Source organism: Pseudarthrobacter raffinosi, from assembly GCF_023913835.1.
Taxonomy (GTDB): Bacteria; Actinomycetota; Actinomycetes; order Actinomycetales; family Micrococcaceae; genus Arthrobacter; species Arthrobacter raffinosi.
Map to the genome: position 1 here is coordinate 1 of NZ_JAMXBG010000027.1, position 18,022 is coordinate 18,022.

13 protein-coding genes, 1 tRNA gene and 1 pseudogene are annotated in these 18,022 nt (G+C 66.4%); 9 read left to right on the plus strand and 6 right to left on the minus strand.

Translation table 11 applies throughout. The annotated features are described in order from the left end of the window. Window positions 1-258: 258 nt before the first annotated feature. The 3 genes from NG697_RS19225 to NG697_RS19235 all read right to left on the minus strand — a co-directional run bounded on the left by NG697_RS19225 (window position 259) and on the right by NG697_RS19235 (window position 6,060). Window positions 259-4,818, minus strand: a complete 4,560-nt coding sequence (locus tag NG697_RS19225) for an ExeM/NucH family extracellular endonuclease (protein ID WP_252614965.1) — start codon at window positions 4,816-4,818, stop codon at window positions 259-261. Window positions 4,819-5,056: 238 nt separating this feature from the next. Beyond that, window positions 5,057-5,824, minus strand: coding sequence for a VOC family protein (locus tag NG697_RS19230; RefSeq protein ID WP_252610831.1), 768 nt, complete (start codon window positions 5,822-5,824; stop codon window positions 5,057-5,059). Window positions 5,825-5,972: 148 nt separating this feature from the next. Continuing rightward, window positions 5,973-6,060, minus strand: a tRNA-Ser gene (locus NG697_RS19235). A 109-nt stretch (window positions 6,061-6,169) separates the two neighbouring features. On the opposite strand from NG697_RS19235, the gene NG697_RS19240 reads away from it, so the two are divergent. The 9 genes and pseudogenes from NG697_RS19240 to NG697_RS19280 all read left to right on the plus strand — a co-directional run bounded on the left by NG697_RS19240 (window position 6,170) and on the right by NG697_RS19280 (window position 15,900). Beyond that, window positions 6,170-7,153 carry an NAD(P)H-quinone oxidoreductase gene (locus NG697_RS19240; RefSeq protein ID WP_141139438.1) on the plus strand — a complete coding sequence of 328 codons (984 nt, stop codon included), beginning with the start codon at window positions 6,170-6,172 and terminating at the stop codon, window positions 7,151-7,153. Between the two features lie 121 nt (window positions 7,154-7,274). Then, on the plus strand, window positions 7,275-7,886 hold the full coding sequence (locus NG697_RS19245) for a PadR family transcriptional regulator (RefSeq protein ID WP_252599828.1): 612 nt from the start codon (window positions 7,275-7,277) through the stop codon (window positions 7,884-7,886). Continuing rightward, window positions 7,883-8,619 (plus strand): annotated as a pseudogene (locus tag NG697_RS19250) (ABC transporter ATP-binding protein). The gene NG697_RS19245 and the pseudogene NG697_RS19250 overlap by 4 nt, the downstream one beginning before the upstream one ends. A gap of 1 nt (window position 8,620) precedes the next feature. After that, entirely contained in the window at window positions 8,621-11,515 is a 2,895-nt protein-coding gene (locus NG697_RS19255) for an FtsX-like permease family protein (RefSeq protein WP_252614966.1), read from the plus strand. A 139-nt stretch (window positions 11,516-11,654) separates the two neighbouring features. Next, window positions 11,655-11,939 carry a DUF1540 domain-containing protein gene (locus NG697_RS19260; protein ID WP_252599732.1) on the plus strand — a complete coding sequence of 95 codons (285 nt, stop codon included), beginning with the start codon at window positions 11,655-11,657 and terminating at the stop codon, window positions 11,937-11,939. Between the two features lie 200 nt (window positions 11,940-12,139). Further along, window positions 12,140-14,443 (plus strand): carbon starvation CstA family protein, encoded by a 2,304-nt coding sequence (locus tag NG697_RS19265; RefSeq protein WP_252610835.1) that lies wholly within the window; start codon window positions 12,140-12,142, stop codon window positions 14,441-14,443. Continuing rightward, complete coding sequence (locus NG697_RS19270) at window positions 14,440-14,643, plus strand: YbdD/YjiX family protein (RefSeq protein WP_252599729.1); 204 nt, start codon at window positions 14,440-14,442, stop codon at window positions 14,641-14,643. Before NG697_RS19265 ends, NG697_RS19270 begins: the two co-directional genes overlap by 4 nt. Window positions 14,644-14,725: 82 nt before the next feature. Then, window positions 14,726-15,412, plus strand: a complete 687-nt coding sequence (locus tag NG697_RS19275; protein ID WP_252599728.1) for a bacterial proteasome activator family protein — start codon at window positions 14,726-14,728, stop codon at window positions 15,410-15,412. 8 nt (window positions 15,413-15,420) lie between these two features. Further along, the gene (locus NG697_RS19280; RefSeq protein ID WP_252614967.1) at window positions 15,421-15,900 is read left to right on the plus strand and encodes a hypothetical protein; all 480 of its coding nucleotides are present in this window, start codon (window positions 15,421-15,423) and stop codon (window positions 15,898-15,900) included. 19 nt (window positions 15,901-15,919) lie between these two features. Here NG697_RS19280 and NG697_RS19285 read toward each other — a convergent pair whose 3' ends face one another. From NG697_RS19285 to NG697_RS19295, 3 genes are all read right to left on the minus strand, one after another. After that, window positions 15,920-16,105: a hypothetical protein gene (locus tag NG697_RS19285; RefSeq protein ID WP_252614968.1), complete on the minus strand. Its 186-nt coding sequence runs from the start codon at window positions 16,103-16,105 to the stop codon at window positions 15,920-15,922. A 114-nt stretch (window positions 16,106-16,219) separates the two neighbouring features. Beyond that, window positions 16,220-17,431, minus strand: coding sequence for an ISKra4 family transposase (locus NG697_RS19290; protein ID WP_252614969.1), 1,212 nt, complete (start codon window positions 17,429-17,431; stop codon window positions 16,220-16,222). 119 nt (window positions 17,432-17,550) lie between these two features. Next, window positions 17,551-17,970, minus strand: a complete 420-nt coding sequence (locus NG697_RS19295; RefSeq protein WP_252614970.1) for a DUF6788 family protein — start codon at window positions 17,968-17,970, stop codon at window positions 17,551-17,553. Window positions 17,971-18,022 lie beyond the last annotated feature (52 nt).

Here is an 18,022-nt window from a genome sequence, read left to right on the forward strand (position 1 = left end):
CAAATCCCCAGACGCACTCATCGCGTTGGCCATGCTCAGCCTCGGCGGTCCCAAACCAATGCTCCCGGGCCGAAATTAACCCACGGAAGAGTCAGGAGAGCCAGTTTTTGTCCACATAACGGCCCCTTCGCCCCCGGAAAAACGGATCATCTGGGCAAAAACTCGAGAGGAAGAAAGTGTCCCTCCCCAACTGCTTCAGCCGGGGAGGGGCGCCTCTCTGTTTAAAGCTGGCCCGCCGTCAGGCGCTCCAGATTAGTGCTAGCCGCGCAGGCACTGCTGGTACTGGATCCAGGCAACGCCGTAACGGATCCACCCCAGGACGTCGTACCACTTGGTGGGCGGTACCGGTGCCGTGCAGACCGGCGGAACCGGTCCGCTGGCAGCCACCTGGACTGCCGCCTTCACCACAGTGCCGGACTCGGCAGCCGTGAGCGCCAGGGTTCCGGATCCTGAAGCAGCGCCGGCAGGAACGGCGAGATTCACGGCGGCGGCGCCGGCAGAAACCGGCACCGTGCCAAGGTCCGTCACAGTCCCGGCGCTGTCGGTGAACACCGCAGCCAGCGACGTATTCACCGGGCTGCCCAGCGAGGTGAGGTCCAGTTTGGAAACCGCCAGGGTGATGGCGTCCCCGGCCTTGACCTCGGCTGCCGTGGTGTTCACCGCGGCCACCGTCCGCCGGGCGAAGTCCGGCGACACGGGGTTGTGACCCTGCAAGTACGTGATCCAGGCGTCCCGGTCCACCAGACCCGAATCCTTGGTGCCGGTTCCGTCCTTGAAGACTCGGAAGTTGTCGCCACCGGTGGCCAGGAAGCTGAACGTCCCGATCCGGTAGGACTTCGCCGGATCGATCAGCGCATCGGCCACCCGGATGGAGGTGATCCGGTCACCGGCGGCGCGGGTGGCGTCGTACGTGTAGTTGACGTTCCTGGACAGGCCCAGCTGCTGGTAGGCGCGGCTGGGGACCGTGCCGTCAGCGTTGGTCTGCCACTGCTGCTCCAGGAGTGCCTTGAACTGCGCACCGGTCACGGACGTGGTCCACAGGTTGTTCACAAACGGCAGGACCGAGTTGGCCTCCGAGTAGGTGATGGTGCCGTCCGGGGCGTAGTACAGCTCGTTGCGGAGGCCGCCGGGATTGACGACGCCGATTTCCGCGGCGCCCAGCTCAGCCGGCTGGAGCGACTCCAACAGTGAGTCGGCCACCAAGTTGCCCAGCGTGGATTCGCTCGCACGGTCATCGCGCTTGGCGGGGCCGCCGGCGGGGTCCGGGGTGAACGCTGTCGTGATATCTGCGGTCAGTGCACCCACCGGCTGGTTGCCGATCGCGGCGGCGTCGGCCAGGGCTTTCTTCACAATGGCATCTACCGCTGCCACCCGCGGGTAAGCGGCTACGAGGCCGGCGGCGGCATCTGTGGTCCGCCTGACGTTCCCGGCCTTCGAGGCGGTGACTTCCTTGGTGGCCGTATCCACCGTGAGCTGGATCTGGCCGATGTTCTCGCCGTAATTGCCGGTCTGGACAATCGGACGGGTCTTTCCGTAAGCCCCGGGGACCGGTGCGTTCCAGGCGTATTCCTTGTGCGTGTGGCCGGTGAAGATGGCGTCCACCTCGGGGGAGGTTTCGGTGACCAGCTTCGCGAACGGGCCGCCCGCTGCCACTTCCTGCTCGAGGGTGGCGCCGTCCGGCGTTCCTGAACCGGCGCCGTCGTGGTTTTCCGCGATGATCACGTCGGCGAGGTTCTCCGCCGTGATCCTGGCAGCCACGCGGTTGATGGCGTCCACAGGATCGCCGAATTCAAGATCGGCGATGCCGGCAGGCGTCACCAGGGACGGGACTTCCCGGGTGACGGTGCCGATGACGGCGACCTTCACGCCGTCCATGTCCAGCACGGTGAATTCCGGCAGGACCGGTTCCGTGGTTCCCTTCTTGTAAACGTTCGCCCCGAGCAGCGGGAACGTGGCGTTGGTGCCGCCCGCGATGACGCGGTCGCGCAGGTCCGCCCAGCCGCCGTCGAACTCGTGGTTGCCCACGGCGGAAGCGTCCAGCTCCAGCGCGTTCAGCACATCGATGGTGGGCTGGTCCTTGGCAACGGCCGAGGCGAACAGTGATGCCCCGATGTTGTCGCCGGCGGACAGGAAGGCCGTGGCCCCGGGTGCGGCGGCGCGCAGCTTCTCGATGGTGCCGGCGAACAGCACCGTGTTGGTGTCGATGCGGCCGTGGAAATCGTTGATGCCCAGGAAGTTCAGCTCAACGCTGGCCGGCGTGACCGGGCCGGCAGGCAGGTCAAGGCCCACCACCACAGGATCGTGATCGCTGGCGCGGTACTGATCCGGCGCATAGTAGTTGGTCACATTGTTGTTATACCGGCTGTACTCCAGCGCCACGGACTCTACGGAGTTGATGTTCCAGATGTCCGCGCCGGTGACCACCGCATCAGCGCCGGGGGAGGCCAGGATGTGGTCCAGCGAACCCGCCAGGCCGCCGAAAAGGTAGGAGTGCTTCGCGGAGCCGTCGGCGTTCGTCGCTTTGCCGTCCTGGTTGACGTAGCCGGCGTCCGTGAAGACATTCATCGGGTCTTCCTGGGCGTAGGAGTTGAAGTCGCCGATCAGGAAAACCTTGTCCGTGCCCTTGGTTGCCTGCAGCCCGGCGGCGAAGTCCAGGAGCGACTTGGCCTGGGCGGTGCGGGCGAGGTTGGACGCGCCCTGGCCCTTGTCCGTGTCATCCGGCGTTGCTGCCGAACCCTTGGACTTGAAGTGGTTGGCGATGGCGATGAATTTCTTGTCGTCCCCGGCGCCTACGGGCTTGAAGGCCTGCGCCAGCGGCTTGCGGGCGTTGGCGAAGGCGACAGTGTCGTTGTGGATGATGGACTCTTCCACAGGTTCGGCCACGGCCTTCTTGAAAATGAACGCGGTGCGGATCATGTCCTCGTCGGCCAGCGGGGGAGCGTTGGCGGGTGTCCGCACGTAGTCCCAGATGCCGGGGGTCGCGATGTTGAGGGCGTCCACCAGTTTGGCCAGGGCGTCGTCGCGGTCCTTGCCGAACTGGGCGGAGTTTTCAATTTCCATGAGGGACACCACGTCGGCGCCGGTCTTGGTGATCGCGGCGACGATCTTGTCCTGCTGGCGGAGGAAGTTCTCCGCGTTTGCCGCGCCGCGGGCATCGCAGCCGCCCTGGACCGTGATGGGGTTGCCGTTGCGGTCCTTGTAGAAGGAACAGCCCGTGAGGGTGTCGCCGGTGGTGGGGAAGTAGTTCAGCACGTTGAAGGAGGCGATCTTCAGGTTGCCGCCCACGCTGGCGGGAGCCTCGGTCCGGGTGGCGCCGAAGCTGGCCGGCTGGACCGTGCCCTTGTTGGCCTCGGTGAGATGGGTCAGCGGCTGGAACTTCCAGGCGTTGTTGGCGTAGCTGAGCACCACGTTGGTAGCGAACGTCACCGGCGAGCCCACCCGGACCGGGTCCGTGGCCGTCAGGTACGGCAGCACCTGGGCTTTGGTGGTGGCGTCCTTGAGGAAAGTGGTGGTGGAGCCGTCGTCGAGCTTGATGCCGCGGGCAGCGTTGTCCGCCACGGCGGCCTGGTATTCGGCCGAGCCGTAACGCGCGACGGCGGTGGGCTGCACCAGCGTGGTGGTCCCGCCCGAGAGGCCGATTTCGCCGTATTGGTTCAGCGAGTAGTTGTCGGTGACGGTGACGGGCCCTTGCGGTGCCAGCAGCATGCCCTCGAGTGCCTCGCGGAAGGACTCGGCCGCCGGGAGCGTGAAGGCGGTGGCCTTCACCTCGGGGGCGGCGTCGGTGAGCTTGGTCAGCCCGGCGGCGTCCGCCACACTGACCTGGGTCATGCCGAAGAACTCGGAAACCGTGCCGGAGACTTCCACGAAGTCGCCGGTCTGCACGGAGCCTGCGGTGGCCGGGGAGTAGACAAAAACAGCGTCCGACGCCGTGTGGCCGGCCGGGGTGAGGTCGCCGCCGGTGCCGGGGGTCTGGACGTAGTAGCCGGCGAAACCGCCGGTGGGGAAGGCCGCGGTGACTTTGCCGCGCGTTGTTACGGCAGTGCCGGCCAGCGGACTGGCGGTGCCGGTGCCCTGGATTTCGGCAATGGTTTTGGTGCCGGGGACCGGGTCCGGTGTTGGGTCGGGGTCCGGCGTTGGGTCCGGGACGGGGTCCACGGTGCCGCCCGCCGCCGTCGGCGTGACGGCGGTGTTCAGCGTGAAGTCTGCCCGGTTGCTGTTGCTGTCCGTCCCGGCGCTGCGGTTCAGGCTCTTGACGTCGGTGTTGCCGGCGGGCGCTACGGCGGCCTGCGTTTCAAAGGTGTTGGAGGAACCGTAGCCGAGGAGGTCTGCCACGCCGGCCGGTTCAATAACGGATCCGGTGGCGAGCGGGGCGGCGGCGGCCTGCTTCGCCAGGATGATGGTGCCGGCGGAGCCGCTGAAATTCAGGGAGGTTGCCACAAGATCCGGAGTCGGCAGGTCCGCACCTTCAACCCCGCCGTTGTTGCTGCCGCCCTGGATGAGGTAGTGGCCCTTGGCAGGGATGGAACCGGTGAGGGCAGCCACGCTGGTGGGCGCCGCAGTTCCCGCGCCTGAACGGTACTGGACTGACCAGCCGTCAAGGGAGACCGCGGCGTCGGAGGTGTTGTAGAGCTCAACGAACTTGCTCTTGTACGCTGCGCCGGAACTGCCGCCGCTCAGGTAGGCCTCGTTGATGACAACGGGTGAAGTGCCGGCTGGTGCTGCGTCGACGGCGAAGGCGGGGACCGCTGCCAACGGAGCTGCGATGAGCCCCGCAGACACCGCTGTTCCCAGAGCTAATTTCCAAGGTGAATGGTGCATCCGCTCTACTTTCATAGGGGCGTCCCGGTAGGGGACCCGATGGAGTGTGTCCGGGTTGTACCGACGGACAGTGTCCGGACTCCACGTTTGATCAGGTGGTGTCCGGCACAGCAAAGCAGCGCCGCATGAACGCAAGGTTGATGGTGCGTGCACTTGGCGAAACGTCCGTGGGGCAAAACAATACCGGCCGGTAGCTTTAATGAAAGCTGCCGGCCGGTATTTCGTCGAAGGAATTTACTTATGCGATGATCTTGAACATTGCACCGGTGGGGTCGGCCAACGAGGCGAGGCGGCCGAACGGAGAGTCCTCCGGTCCGTCAATGACGGTGGCACCGAGCGAAACGGCCTTCTCAATCGAAGCGTCCGCATCTTCGACGTTGAAGTAGACCTGCCAATTGGACGGAACGTCGGCCGGCAGATACCCGGAGGCGTCCATGATGCCGGCCTTGGCGGAGTCCCCGGCGCCCAGGGTGGTGTACCGGAAGTCCGGTGTATCGCTCATAACATCCGTATCCCAGCCGAACACCTCCTCGTAGAACTTCACGGCGGCGTCGTAGTCCTTGGTGTGGAGCTCGTGCCAGGCGGCGGCGCCGGGCTCGGCAACGAGCTCATACCCCTTCATCTCGCGCGGCTGCCACACGCCGATTGCCGCTCCGGCGGAGTCGCCGAAGATGGCCATGTGGCCCTGTTCCGGAACATCCATGGGCGGCATGTAGACCTGGCCGCCGTTGGCCGCGACGGCGGACGCGGTGGCCTCGGCGTCGTCCGAGCGGAGGTATGTGGACCAGACGTCGGGCATGCCTGCCTGGTCCTCGTCCTTCTGCATGAGTCCGGCCACGGTCTTGCCGTTCTTCCGCGCGGTGGTGTAACCGCCGTATTTCTCCTCGTCTCCGGTCTCGTACTCCCAGCCGAAGAGTTCGCCATAGAACTGGCGGGCCTTGTCGATGTCTGACGTCATGAGGTCGATCCAGCAGGGTGCGCCGGCGGTGATCTCGGGTGAAGGCATGATGGGCTCTTGCTGTCGATGGGTGGCAAAAGGAACGACCCTATGTCCGGGCTCGGACAGTTTCAATGGTTTAGCTCCGGCGGACCCTGTGCCGGTTAAACGAATAAGCCCCGGTCCGCCATCATGTGGCGTACCGGGGTTCCATTCGCGGAAGGTAAGAGATTCGAACTCTTGGTACGGGGTTACCGCACACTAGTTTTCAAGACTAGCTCCTTCGGCCGCTCGGACAACCTTCCCTAACGAGTAGTGTTTCATAGGCAGTTGGCTGCAACAAAACAGAGTCTGCCGTGCGTCCGGTGCACACTGGTTCTGGGGCACGAATCAGCTAGAAAACGGGAGTTCTCCATGAAAGCCGTCTACATTGCAGAACCCGGTGGTCCGGAGGTTCTGGAAGTCCGCGAAGTGGACGCGCCGGTGCCCGGGCAGGGCGAGGTGTTGATCGACGTTGTCGCCGCCGGCCTGAACCGGGCGGACGTGCAACAGCGCAGGGGCTTCTACCCGCCCCCGCCCGGCGCGTCCGAGATCCCGGGGCTGGAAGTCTCGGGGCGGATCGCCGGTTTCGGTCCCGGCGTCACCAAGGCATTCTCCGTGGGGGACAAGGTGGTGGCGCTGCTGGCCGGCGGAGGCTACGCGGAGCAGGTAGCGGTGCCGGCGGAGCAGGTGTTGCGGATTCCCGACGGCGTTGATGTGGTCACCGCTGCGTCGCTGCCGGAAGTCGCAGCCACGGTCTACTCCAACCTGATCATGACGGCTCAGCTGCAGGCGGGCGAGACTGTCCTAATCCACGGCGCCACCGGCGGGATCGGCACCATGGCCATCCAGCTGGCCAAGGCCTTCGGCGCCAGGGTCGCCACCACCGCGGGAAGCGCGGAAAAGGTGGGGACCGCGAAGGCTTTCCTGGGCGCGGACATCGCCATCAACTACACCGAAGAGGACTTCCCCGAAAGCCTCCGGCGGCAGAACGGCGGCAAGGGCGCCGACGTGATCCTCGACGTTGTGGGTGCCAAGTACTTGGCGCAGAACGTTGATGCGCTCGCGGACTACGGCCGGCTCGTTGTCATCGGCCTGCAGGGCGGAGCCAAGGGTGAGCTGGATCTTGGCCAGCTCCTGCGGAAGCGCGCGGCAGTGGTTGCCACGGCACTGAGGCCGCGCCCGGTGGCGGAAAAGGGCGCCATCATGAACGCCGTGCGCGAATCCGTGTGGCCCCTCATCACGGACGGCCGGATCCGCCCGCTGGTGGCCAAGACCTTCCCGCTGGACCAGGTTGCGGCCGCCCACCGGTACTTCGACAGCGGCGACCATGTGGGCAAGATCCTGCTGGTAATGTAGCCACGGTAGATACTGAGTATTGCTTTGCGCCGTGGACTGGCTTAGCCTCACTCTATACGCGGTATGCACGGGTCTTGGGGGGTCCGTGCATACCGACGCTGACGCCACCGCTAGGAGCACCATGTCCATCCGCCACAGCCTCCTTGCCCTGCTGCAGGACCAGCCGCGTTACGGCTACCAGCTCAGGGTTGAGTTCGAGAACCGCACCGGGTCCACCTGGTCCCTGAACATCGGGCAGGTGTACACCACGCTGGACAGGCTCGAACGCGACGGCCTGGTCAGCAATGACGGCAGTGACGGCGAAGGCCACGTGATCTACAGCATCACCGCCGCCGGCAAGGCGGAAGTGCGGAACTGGTTTGCCGCCCCCGTGGAGCGCAACAACCCGCCCCGGAACGAGCTTGCCATCAAACTGGCGCTCGCGGTCACGCTGCCAGGCGTGGATGTGCAGGCCATCATCCAGGCCCAGCGGGTGGCGTCCATCCGTGCGCTGCAGGACTACACCAAGGCCCGCCGCGACACGGCCGCCAACCAGCGGGCGGCGGATACCGCCTGGCTGCTGGTGCTGGATTCGCTGATCTTCCAGACGGAAGCGGAGGTCCGCTGGCTGGACCTTTGCGAGGCGCGGATGCTGCAGCAGGCGCAGACCGCGGGCCAGGCAACACCACGCAAATCGTCCAACGGGGTCACTGTGGAAGAGGCAGCCCCGCTCATCGCGGATAGCCGCCGGTGAGCGTCCAGGGGCCGCATCAGGTCCTGGAACTCGCCAAGGTCAGCAGGACGTTCGGTGAAGGCGCGACGGCGGTCGCCGCGTTGCGCGAGGTGGACCTCAGTATCAGAGCCGGAGAGTTCGTCGCGGTGATGGGTCCGTCAGGTTCCGGAAAATCCTCCCTCCTGGCACTGGCCGGGGGACTTGACCGGCCGACGTCGGGCGGTGTCTTGTGGAATCGACACCACTGGGCGGGCTGGGACTGAACGAACTCGCCCGGTTGCGCCGCCGCGCCGTCGGCTATGTCTTCCAGGACTTCAACCTTGTCCCCACGCTGACGGCTGCCGAGAACGTGGCGCTGCCGCTGGAGCTGGACGGGACGGCCGCCAGGAAGGCGCAACGCCAGGCCATCGATGCGCTGCGGCAGGTGGGCATCCCGGAACTCGCGGACCGCTTTATGGACCAGATGTCCGGCGGACAGCAGCAGCGGGTGGCCATCGCACGGGCCATCGTGGGCAACCGCAGGCTGATCCTAACCGACGAACCAACGGGAGCCCTCGATTCCACCACCGGCCATGGCGTCATGGAGGTGCTCCGCGGACGTGCCGATGCCGGTGCGGCCGTGATGCTGGTGACCCATGAGGCCCGGCATGCCGCGTGGGCTGACCGGGTGGTGTTCCTCCGGGACGGCCGGATCGTGGACCAGGCAGCTGCCATGCACGATCCCGCCATGCTCCTGACGCAGGCCGGCCACTGACGTGGCACTCACCCTCGCACCGGCGCCTGGCGGGCGCCGGCAGGCTTTCCGCGTCGCCGTGCGGATGGCGCGGCGCGATATCCGCCGCCACAAGGGGCGTTCCCTTCTGATCATCCTGCTCATCATGCTCCCCGTGGCGGGAATGACCGGGGCGGCCACGTTGGTCCAGAGCATGCAGGAGACCGCGGCCGAACGCGTGCAGTACCAGCTCGGTACCACCCAGGCGCGGTTCCGGCCCATGCCCATGGCCAACGGGATCATGGTCCAGGACCCGGTCGAAGAGCTGCACATCACCACGAACAACTGGGACACTAACCCCGACTTCACGCCTACTGATCCGCAGGATGCGATTCCAGCCGGCTACGACGTGCTCACAGAATCCACGCTGGACCTCACCGCCGAGTCGGGTGCGGCGCACGTGCGTTTGGTGGGCCGGGCAGTGGACGCCATGGCCCCGGCATTTGCCGGAAAATACACGCTACTGGACGGCAGGGCCCCCGGGACCGATGCCGAGATGCTCGTATCGCCGGGGCTGCTGGAGCGGTTCGGGCTGGAACTGGGGGAGGAACTGGCGACGTCGGCCGGGACGTTTGTCGCGGTCGGAACGCTCCGCGATGCGGGCTATTCGGACAGCAACTCCATCGTCTACCTCAGGCCCGGCCAGGGCAGCGTTGGCGCCCCGGCGCCTGCCTCCGCCGGTCCGCCGCCGACCGCGTCGGCCATCAAGGCCACCATGTATTACCTGGTGGGTTCCGAGCCGGTAGCCTGGAGCCGGGTCCTGGCGGCCAACGCCGTGGGTGTCACGGTGCTGTCCAGGTCTGTGGTGCTGAATCCGCCGTCCCAAGAGGAACGCGGGCCGGAGGGCGCAGGGACCTCATCGAGCGCGTCGCTGCCCCTCACCACCTACGCGGCCGGGGCGCTCCTGGGCGCCCTCGCATTGCTGGAGGTGGGCCTGCTGGCGGGAGCCGCGTTCGCCGTGGGCGCCAAGGGGCAGGTCCGGGAGTTGGCCCTGCTCGCCGCGACGGGGGCCGAAAGCCCCACTATCCGCTCGGTGGTGATGGCGGCTGGCCTGTGGCTCGGCGGCCTTGGCGTGGCGGCCGGCGCTGCTGTGGGACTCGTAGCCGCCGCCGTGGTGGTGATCGTGGCACGCCTGAACGGATCGGTCCGTTTTCCGGGCTTCCATCCGGACGCTTTGTTGACGGTCCTGGTGATGGTCATGGGCTACGTGGCGTGCCTGCTGGCTGCCTTGGCCCCTGCGCGGCAGGTGGCGCGCCAGGCCGTTCTGGGCGCGCTCAAATCGGGGCGGGCCCCGGCGTCGGCCGGCAAGGCGTCCACCGTGGTGGGTGCTGCCCTGCTGGGCGTTGCCGCCGCGGCCCTCGCCGCCGGCACGTGGCTTGCCGCCAACAGCGAAGACCCCGACGTGTTCATTTCCAGGACTCCGGTCATTGCCTGGTTCCTGCTGGGAGGCGCGGTACTGGGCGTCACATCGCTGGTGCTGCTGACCGGCAAGCTGGTGGCCCTCCTGGCCAAGCGTGCCGGACGGCTCCCCCTGGCTGCGCGAATGGCCGCCCGTGACTCGTCCCGCAACCGCAGCAGGACAGTTCCGGCGGTTGCCGCAGTCCTCGCGGCCGCCACCCTGGCCAGTGCCGGCATGGTGCTGGCCGCCAGCCAGCAGGCGAACGAGCAGCAAAACCACTACTGGTCCGCGTTGAAGAACCAGGCTGTCCTGCCGCTGTCCGTGTGGCAACCCCCACTGGCTGACGGAACAATGCCGGATCCGGCGCGGATTGACCCTGCTGCGGTGGCGTCCGCATTGGATGGGGCGGTGGACATCGTCGAATGGACCGCGGTAGTGCGAACTTCCGCTACCCGGAACTGCGAAATGCGGCCCGAACTGGCCGACGCGTCGCCGGCACAGACGCCGACGTCGAGCTGCCTGCAATATTCGCTGGCCACGCCGGAGGGTAACGCGTGCCCTGTGACCGCCGGCCAGCGCGTCCTTGATCCGGAGGATTGGCGTTGCCGGGGAGCGATGCGTCCCTACGAGACGCAGGGACGTATCAACTCCGTCATCGTCGGAAGTGCCGATGACGTGGAAAGGCTCTTCGGAACGGCTCCCACGGCGGAAGCCCGCGACGTGCTGGCGGCCGGAGGCATGGTGGTGACCAACCCGGTGTTCGTCCGCGACGGGCATGCGTCCCTGGTGGCGGAGGACGTTCGCAAACCGGCGCCCGGCGACCCCGCCACTGGCGCCTTCCTGGGGTACCAGGAGACGGGGCGGACGGATGTGGCTGCGGTAGTGCTGGAGCCGGAAGTCGACGTGCAGTATTACGGCGTTGTGTCCCCGGAGGGTGCCGCGGCCGCAGGGATGCGCCTGGATGACAGCGCGCTGCTGGTCCAGCTCACCGCCTACCCGGATGCCGCCCAGATGGACAAGGTGTCTGCCGCCCTCGCCGGCGTCTATGCGGGCCGCTACGGGTCAATGTACGTGGAGCCCGGAGCCGAGCGGGACGCCTCGCTGATCCTCTGGGCCATCGTGGGCCTGGGCGCGGTGATCACACTCAGCGCGGCAGGCATCACCACGGGCCTGTCCATGGCGGACTCGCGGAAAGACCATGTCACCCTTGCCGGGGTGGGTGCGGCCCCGCGCTTGCGAAAGGCGCTCGCGGGTTCGCAGGCGCTGATGACGGCGGGGCTCGGAACTGTGTTGGGAAGTGTTGCCGGGATAGTGCCGGCCGTGCTGCTGGTGACCGCAACCGGGATGGCGCGGACCGCCGTCGTTCCCTGGCTCCAGCTCGTGGCGCTGCTGATCGCGGTGCCGCTCACCGGTGCGGCCTTGGCTTGGCTGTTTACGCGGGCGGGGCTTCCGGTGTCCCGCCGGGAGGTGGGGACCTGAGCGGTACGGGGGGGGAGCTGAGCAGGGGAGCGCCGTAATTAGGTCACACAGTTGGGTCTTTTTGATTGGGCCCAACAGGCCTACCGTGGGGCCTAGGACGCTGTCCGTCCCGGACGGCCGAAATACGGAGGGACCTCTTATGACAACGCATGTTGCCGATTGCAGTGTTACCCGTTGCTCGTTTAATGACCACGAAGGCTGTACGGCCCACGCCATCACGGTGGGCGGAAGCAAAGACCACGCCAGCTGCGCCACGTTCATCGACACGGGCATCCATGGCGGGCTGCCCAAGGTCTTGGCAGATGTCGGAGCATGCCAGCGCTCCGAGTGCATCCACAACGACCACCTGATGTGCAACGCCCCCGAAGTCCATGTTGGCCCGGGCGCTGACAACGCGGACTGCCTTACTTACGCACACGCGTAGCAACGGCTCCCGCTCGGGATTAGTCACGAAGGCCTCCGTCCAGGAAACCTTGAACGGGGGCTTTTGTGCGCTCGGCGACTCCCGCCTGCCGTTCACCGCAATGACACGCGGCGCGGGGACAATGCCGCGTCCTCGTTGGTGAGGCGTTGGTAGGGTGCCTTTGAGCAACTCACTGAAGCACCAATTCTCAAGGAGGAGACATGGCCAGCAGGCCTGACGAACCGGTACGTGCAGCGAAAGGAAGCGGCCCATTGACCGCCGATCCGAAGCTTCCGCCAACGGCAGTGGATGAGGCCGTCCGCGAGGCTGAGGACAAGAAATGGACCCCGGCCAAGATCGCCCTGTGGGCAGCCATCGCACTGCTCGGCGGCGTCGCCTGGTTCATGCTGGCCATCGTCCGGGGCGAAACCGTCAATGCGATCTGGTTCGTTTTTGCCTCGGTCTGTACCTACCTGATCGGTTACCGCTTCTACTCCAAGGTGATCGAACGCCTCATCACCAAGCCGGATGACCGCCGCGCCACGCCGGCGGAATACAAGGCTGACGGCAAGGACTATGTCCGCACGGACCGCAACGTGCTGTTCGGCCACCACTTCGCCGCCATCGCGGGTGCCGGCCCGCTGGTCGGACCCATCATCGCGGCCCAGATGGGCTACCTCCCCGGCACCATCTGGATCATCATCGGCGTTGTGCTCGCAGGTGCTGTCCAGGACTACCTGGTGATGTTCTTCTCCATGCGCCGCGGCGGCCGTTCCCTCGGCCAGATGGCCCGCGAAGAACTGGGCGTCATCGGCGGCACGGCAGCACTGATCGCCACGCTGCTCATCATGGTGATCATCGTGGCGATCCTCGCGCTCGTCGTCGTCAACGCCCTGGGCGAAAGCCCGTGGGGCGTGTTCTCGGTGGGCATGACCATCCCGATTGCGCTGTTTATGGGCGTCTACCTGCGCTACATCCGGCCGGGCAAGATCATGGAAGTCTCCCTGATCGGCTTTGTGCTCCTGATGGCCGCGATCATCGGCGGCGGCCTGGTGGCGGAGACCGAATGGGGCTCCGCGTTCTTCACCCTGGACAAGGTGACCATTGCCTGGGGCCTCATTGTCTATGGCTTCATTGCCGCCATCCTTCCGGTCTGGCTGCTCCTGGCCCCCCGCGATTACCTCTCCACGTTTATGAAGATCGGCGTGATCGTGATGCTGGCACTGGCCATCATCGTGGTCCGCCCGGAGATCACTGTCCCGGCCTTCAGCGAGTTCGCCAGCAGGGACAATGGACCTGTCTTCCCCGGTGCCCTGTTCCCGTTCCTGTTTGTCACCATTGCCTGCGGGGCCCTATCCGGCTTCCACGCCCTGATCTCCTCGGGCACTACCCCGAAACTCATCGAGAAGGAACGCCAGACCCGTTTCATCGGTTACGGCGGCATGCTGATGGAGTCGTTTGTGGCCATCATGGCGCTGGTCGCGGCCATCTCCATTGACCGCGGGCTGTACTTTGCCATGAACTCGCCGGCCGCCCTGACCGGCGGCACGGTGGAAACCGCGGCCGCCTGGGTCAACAGCCTTGGCCTCGCCGGAGTCAACGTCAACCCGGCCATGCTCGCGGAGACGGCAGCCAACGTCGGGGAGCAAAGCATTGTGTCCCGGACCGGCGGCGCGCCCACACTTGCCGTGGGACTCGCCCACATCATGCAGCAGTTCATCGGCGGGACGGCCCTGATGGCGTTCTGGTACCACTTCGCCATTATGTTCGAGGCGCTGTTTATCCTCACCGCGGTCGACGCCGGTACACGCGTTGCGCGCTTTATGCTGCAGGACTCCATCGGCAACTTCATCCCGAAGTTCAAGGAGCACTCGTGGCGGCCGGGAGCCTGGCTGTGCACCGCCGTTATGGTGGCCGCCTGGGGTGCCGTGCTGCTCATGGGCGTGACCGATCCGCTGGGTGGCATCAACACGCTGTTCCCGCTGTTCGGCATCGCCAACCAGCTGCTGGCCGCGATCGCGCTGTCTGTGTGCCTGGCCATCGTCGCCAAGCGGGGGAGTTTCAAGTACCTCTGGATCGTGGCCGTACCGCTGGCGTTCGCCGCCGTGGTGACTATCACCGCGAGCTACCAGAAGATCTTCTCGTCAACGCCTGCCGTCGGCTACTTCGCCAACAACGCAGCCTTCAGCAAGGCACTCGCGGACGGCAAGACCGAGTTCGGCACAGCCAAGAGCGTCGCGGCCATGGAAGCCGTGGTGCGCAACACCGCCATCCAGGGCTGGCTGTCCGTCATCTTTGTGGTGTTGAGCATCATCGTCATCGCCATGGCCTTGGTGGCCACCATCAAGGCCTTCCGCAACCATTCGGCTGGGTTGCCGAACGTTGACAACGAGGACGAGGCCCGGCCGTCGAAGGTCTTCGCACCCGCCGGGCTGATCCCCACACCCGCGGAACGTGAGCTGCAGGCCGAGTGGAACAAGCTGCCGGCCGAGCTGCGGTTCGAAAGGGCAGGTCACCACAAATGAGCCCCGGTCTGGCCGCGGTCGCAACAGGGTTCCGGGGTTTCGCCCGGTTCCTCGGCGGCGTGCTCGGTGCTGATGCGTACGCCAAGTACCTGGAGCACCACCACGCGGCCGGACACGGGGAGCCACCTCTGACGGAACGCGAGTTCTGGCGGGACCGGACGGACCGCCAGGACTCCAACCCGCAGGGCCGGTGCTGCTGACGCTGACGGCCGGCCAGCCTTCACCGGCTGGCCGGCTTCATCAACTGGACTGCCCGTCCTCGGCTCGTGAGAGTATGAACGCATGAGCGATCCGACAGACACTCAGCCTGATGACGTACCCGTTGAGGGCAGGACCCTCGACAACGGCGAACCGGCCATGCCGGCTGTGCCCATCCCGGCTGGAGCCGGCCCAGGCGCTGCAGGTCCGGCAACTACAGGCCCGGCGGCGTCGAGCACGTCACTCGGGAGCAAGGCCAAGGGCAGCAACCTGCAGGACCTCGTGGACGAGCCCGCGAAAGTCATGCGGATCGGCACTATGATCCGGCAGCTCCTGGCAGAGGTTAAGTCGGCACCGCTGGACGACGCCGCGCGCGAACGCCTGGCCGAGATCCACGAACGTTCCATCAAGGAGCTGGAGGACGGGCTGGCACCGGAGCTCGTTGAAGAACTGGAACGGATCAGCCTGCCCTTTCCGGAGAACACCACACCGTCCGACGCCGAGCTTCGGATCGCCCAGGCGCAGCTGGTGGGGTGGCTGGAAGGCCTCTTCCACGGCATCCAGACGGCCATCGCCGCCCAGCACGCCGCACGGGAGCAGGCCGCCGCGCAGCTGCACCTGAAGCAGCTTCCGCCGGGCACCATGATCGCCCCTGGCGTGGTTATCGGGGAGAACGGCGAGCCGCAGAGGGCCGCCGCCAGCCAGCATTCCGGTCCGGTGCAGTCAGGCCGGCCGGAGGACCCGGACCACGGTCCCGGCCAGTACCTCTAGGTTCCTGCGTGGGATTCTTAACTGCCGCCCGCCAAGGGCGCAAAGACGATGCTGAGCTGGGGAAGGGCCTTTGGCGCCGCGCCCACGATCGCTTCCACCGGGGCCTGGACCGCTATCACCAGGTCCTCGAAGGTGTCGAAGACGAGCAGCTTTATGCCGAACTGGTGGAAGTAGCCAACGAGCTGGCGGGGCTCATGGAGCGCGTCCGTGTTGTTTGCGTCGAAGCCCAGCGGCGGTCGCCCAGCGAAGGTCTGGACATTCCCGGGGACTTGGCAGGTGTACACCGGTCGTTGTCGAAGGCAGGCAATTCGCTGGCCACCACCGCCGAGGCTGCCGCCATGCTGCGGCTTGCCGTCGGTCCCATCCCGGTGGGGGCGGCTTCGGTGCGCCGCCGCGCGGAATCGGTGTTTGAGCAGGTGGCCGACGCCGAACGACGCCTCGCCGAGGATGCCGCCGCGGGTGGCCAGCCCGAAAGCCTTTCCGGCTGAGCGGTATTTCCGGATGACCTCAGGCGGCGATCCTGGCCTGCTCTATGGCAACAGCGTCGATAACGGCCCACGATTCCTCGGTGCTGCAGTTCCGGCTGGCGAAACGCTCGGCGTCCTTCAGGGAATCGAAGCTTTCACTGCTGATCCGGCCGCAATCGGCGTCGAAGTACGTGACAAGAAATTCCTGTGCAAGTTGGTTCTCCATAAGTCCAGTCTGCAACCGGGGTCTGACATTAACCGTTCATCAGTCCCGCGTGGGGTGTGCGTCAGATTTGTAGGTAGTTGTTCGTGGTGGCGGTTTCAGGGCTGTTGGTGGCGCTCAGGCTGCGGTGGCCTGGTGGGTGCTGGCGTTTTGGCAGCGCAGGGTGATGATGCTGGTGGCGCCGGGGCCGGACCAGCGCATGCCGGAGAGTTTGAGGCGTTGGCCCACGACGGCTTTGCAGCCGGCTTCGACGGTGCCGGAGCCGACGAACATACCCAGGCGGCGGAAGCGGGCGTAGCGCATGCGGTGGGCATTGGTTTGGAAGTAGGCCAGCGCCTTGGTGCGTTGGGTGGCTCTGGGTCCGACGAGCGGATAGACCATGGCGGCCTTAACGATGGCTTCAATATCACCGTTGTCCAGTTCGGTACGCCGGGCCTGGTACCAGTCGTTGGGGTCCTCGGTGATGATGAACGCGAGCAGGTCGGCGAGTTCATGCAGGTGTTCTCGGGCGTGGAAGAGGTCGACGATTTGGGTGGCTTCGGGGAAACGGGCGGTGGCCAGATTCCAGATCCAATGCGCCCCGTCGCCGAGCATGACGAGCTGACGGATGTGCTCGGAACCGCGCCGGCGGCCCTCGGCGGCGACCAGATCCGAGAATTTTTCCACCGGTTCCAGGGTGGCCAGATAGCTCGTTGAGTCCGGATCCCGCACCGGCCGGCCGTCATCATCGAGGCCGGTTTGGGTGAACAGGCAGGCCAGTTTCGCCTCACGGGTACGGGCCCGGCCGTCCGGGCCCTTGCCGGGCCGTCCGGCCGTTTCGGCTGGCGTCATCGGCACCCCGGTCCCATCCACGGCGATGTACAAAATCTCCGGTGCTGGCACTGATGGCGGCAGGGGCACCACCTGGCCAGCCAGTACCGCGACGGTATCCGCGTCCAAGGCGGCGGCTGCGGTGGCACCGACAGCCTCGGCGGCACGTTCGACCCGTTTGGTGCTCAGGGTGATCCCGGCCAGGTCCTTGATCAAGGTCGCAGCTTGCGCGATGGGAACAGCGGCGCCGGTGGCGGCGATCATCGCCCGTAACCCGCCCGAAAGGGATTCCCTGCAGAGATCGAGTTCGGCATCGCGGGGCACCACCCCTGCCTGGCATACCCTGCAGTGGTAATACGCCCGCTGCAGGCGGATCGGACCGAGCACGGTATCGATGGCCTTGGCACGGTAGGAGATGAACTCGGCCACATGCCCGGCCCCGCACGCGATGCGGGGGCCGCGGTGGCCGGGGTCGGCAGCGAGCAGGCCCTCCAACAGCGAAGCGCCCAACGCGGTCATGGCCGCACGAATCGCCTCTTCCAACACCGGCAGTCCCCCACCGGCGACGCCGCCCACGCCGCGGGCTGCCAGCGCCGCCAGGGACTCAACCTCAGTGGCGAAGTCGTCCCGGATCCGGCTTAAGAGCCCCCTTTTTCCCCGTCTGTCGCGGCGGGGTCCTCAAGCAGGCCCGCTCCCGGCGGCGACCCCGCGGCCGGGACTGCCGTGACCGGGCGGGCCTCGCAGATCGCCTCGTTGACCTCCACGATGGCCTCGGTCAGTGAGGCGAACCGGGCATAGGCGTCCAGCTCGGCACGGACCTTCTCCACCTCAATTGCCGCCAGCTGCCGGCCCCTCCTCTTGCCGCCCGGGCCCGTGCGCGTCCACAACTGCCTCGGCCCATGCCCGGGATGCCCCGGCAGGGCACACGCACAATTGGGCTTCCCGCACCGCCGGTAGTTCTCACTGACACTGCCCCGGCGGAAATCACCAGTCGCGGCCAGCTGCCCATAGAGCCCGGCACGCTCCGCCTCCAGCTCTTCCAAGGATCGGTTCACCATTGCCACTCCTAATCTGGTTGTTATATTCACAACCAGATTAGCCCCGTCACGG